The following is a 2,524-nucleotide window of genomic DNA, read 5'->3' as shown; positions in this document are numbered from 1 at the left end:
GGTCGGGGCCGGGGAGCGGTGGAGGCGGGCGAGGAGGGTGGCCGCGGCTTCCCAGGGGGCCGCGTCCGGGTCGTCCGGGTCCACGGGGGTGCCGTAGGGCCAGAACGTCACCTGGCGGTCGTGCAGCGTGAGGGGGGCGGGGTCCAGTGGGGGCAGGAGGATGCCGGGGAGGTGTGCGGCCGTGGTGAGGCGGGCGGTGAGGTCGGTGGGGTTCGTGTTCGGGGCGTGGGCCTTGGCGACGGTGGCTGCGTGGCGGACGACTGTGCCGTCGGGGCGGTCGGTGAGGGTGGCTCCGCCGGGAGTGCAGGGGCAGGCCGGGGTTTGGGTGTGCGCTGCTTGTATGGCGCGGGCTGTCAGGTCGGGCAGCACTTGGTGGGTGGTCACCGGGTCCCCCTGAGTCGTACGGCTTTCGATGGGAGCGTACGGCTGGGTATGTGGGTTCGGTGCGGGCCGGTGGGGGCTGGTCGCGCAGTTCCCGGCGCCCCTTAGGGGCGCTCCACCTAGGGCGCTTCATCGAACAGGCCCGATTTCAACAGCCGCAGGGCAAAGCAAAGCCGGCGCAGCTCCCCAGCTGCGCCGGCTTTTTTGCCGTCCGCCGCACCCCCGTCCCCACGGGGTTTCATGGGTTGATGTCCCCGCCCGGACCGCTCTTCCGGGCCTGGGGTCGCCGCTCAGCGCCCCAGCATCACTCCCACGGACGACGCCTGTGTGGCCACGGTCTCCCAGCCGTCGAAGACGACCAGGAGCAGGACCGCCAGGGGAAGTGCCATCAAGGTCGCCACCAGTGGGTGGCGACGGCCTGTGCGGCGGGTGTGGAACGCCGCGTTGTACGCCTTGCGTCCCTCTTCGCGGATCAATGCCCGCGGTGCCGTATGGGCCATGGTCCCTCTCCTGACCGTGCTCCGTTGACCGAACTCAGTTGTCGTTGGCAGCGGCGGGTGTCTGACCTCGGGGGACGAGTGCTGCACCCGCCGCTTGACCTCAAATCTAGGCGTGCGGCGGGTGCGGGTCGTCATGCCCTCGTACCGATTGGCGGGCCTCCCGGAGGATGAGCAATGACCTGCGAACTACTCCCCTGGGTGGAGACGAGGTCCTAGGTCTCGGGGTCTTCCCGGAGGGGGAGTCCGGTGTGCCCCGCTTTCTCTGAGCTGTCCTCGCGCGGGACCGGCTGCTCGACCAGGGCGAGGACCCTGGTCGCCATGAAACGGGCGGTGCGGACCACGGAGCCGCTGCGCGTGACTTCGCTCACTTCCACGACACCTCGGCGTACCGCCGTCTCCACCCTGCGGCCTGCCCTGCTCGCCACCACCTCGTATGTACGAGTGGTGTCACCGGCGTCCACCACTATCTCGACGCGATCACCCTTCACGCGCTCAATCCCCCTTCTGTGATGGTTGGTTGAGGTCAGGGGCGATATGAAGTCCTGCTGTTCGCACGGCCTCTGACCACCCTTCAAAGTTTCCCACCCGGCACTGACAATCCGTCGGTCCGAGAGGGCGCGGCCTTTGCGCGCGGGCGGCTGTGGAAACGTAAGCTGTCGCTCGTCATACGGACCGGGCAGCGGGGATGAACATGGCGATGATGCGCCTGAGGCGCGAGGACCCGCGCGTCGTCGGCTCGTTCAGGCTTCACAGACGGCTCGGCGCGGGCGGTATGGGCGTCGTCTATCTGGGCTCCGACCGCAAGGGTCAGCGGGTGGCGCTGAAGGTCATCCGGCCGGATCTGGCGGAGGACCAGGAGTTCCGTTCGCGGTTCGCGCGCGAGGTCTCGGCCGCCCGGCGGATCCGCGGCGGGTGCACCGCCCGGCTGGTCGCTGCGGATCTGGAAGCCGACCGGCCGTGGTTCGCCACGCAGTACGTGCCCGGACCCTCCCTGCACGACAAGGTCGCCGACGAGGGCGCGCTCGGCGCGGCCGAGGTCGCCTCGATCGGGGCCGCGCTGTCCGAGGGGCTCGTCGCCGTCCACGAGGCCGGGGTCGTCCACCGGGATCTCAAGCCGTCGAACATCCTCCTCTCCCCCAAGGGCCCGCGGATCATCGACTTCGGTATCGCCTGGGCGACCGGGGCGTCGACGCTCACGCATGTCGGTACGGCCGTTGGTTCGCCCGGGTTCCTCGCGCCCGAGCAGGTGCGCGGGGCCGCGGTCACGCCGGCCACGGACGTGTTCTCGCTCGGTGCCACGCTCGCGTACGCCTCGACGTCCGACTCGCCCTTCGGGCACGGCAGTTCCGAGGTGATGCTGTACCGCGTGGTGCACGAGGAGGCGCAGCTGCACGGTGTGCCGGACGCGCTCGCTCCACTGGTCCGCGCGTGCCTGGCGAAGGACCCCGAGGAGCGGCCCAGCACCCTCCAACTCTCCCTGCGCCTCAAGGAGATCGCCGCCCGCGAGGCCCAGGGCCTGTCGGATGTACGGCCGCCCGCGCCGCGTGGTGGCGAAGCGGACCGGCCCACCGGGCGGCTCACCGAGAGCTATCCCGAGCAGCAGCGCACGCAGGGCGGGCGGCGCCCGCAGAGTCCGCAGGGCA

Annotated in this window: 3 protein-coding genes and 1 pseudogene; 1 reads left to right on the top strand and 3 read right to left on the bottom strand. The window is 70.7% G+C overall.

The window, feature by feature from the left end; genetic code table 11:
* The 3 genes and pseudogenes from R6V09_RS50735 to R6V09_RS50725 all read right to left on the bottom strand — a co-directional run.
* Positions 1-384 (bottom strand): annotated as a pseudogene (locus R6V09_RS50735) (aminoglycoside phosphotransferase family protein); the annotation flags it as partial.
* Between the two features lie 287 nt (positions 385-671).
* Complete coding sequence (locus R6V09_RS50730; protein ID WP_317888187.1) at positions 672-881, bottom strand: hypothetical protein; 210 nt, start codon at positions 879-881, stop codon at positions 672-674.
* Between the two features lie 212 nt (positions 882-1,093).
* Complete coding sequence (locus R6V09_RS50725) at positions 1,094-1,369, bottom strand: hypothetical protein (protein WP_033282228.1); 276 nt, start codon at positions 1,367-1,369, stop codon at positions 1,094-1,096.
* 197 nt (positions 1,370-1,566) lie between these two features.
* On the opposite strand from R6V09_RS50725, the gene R6V09_RS50720 reads away from it, so the two are divergent.
* Positions 1,567-2,524, top strand: a 958-nt coding sequence (locus R6V09_RS50720) for a serine/threonine-protein kinase (RefSeq protein ID WP_317888186.1), incomplete at its 3' end; no start/stop codon positions are given.

Source organism: Streptomyces sp. W16, from assembly GCF_033194735.1.
In the GTDB taxonomy this organism is placed as follows: Bacteria; Actinomycetota; Actinomycetes; order Streptomycetales; family Streptomycetaceae; genus Streptomyces.
The sequence above is the reverse complement of the archived record's forward strand: the minus strand, read 5'-3'. Positions and strand labels throughout refer to the sequence as shown.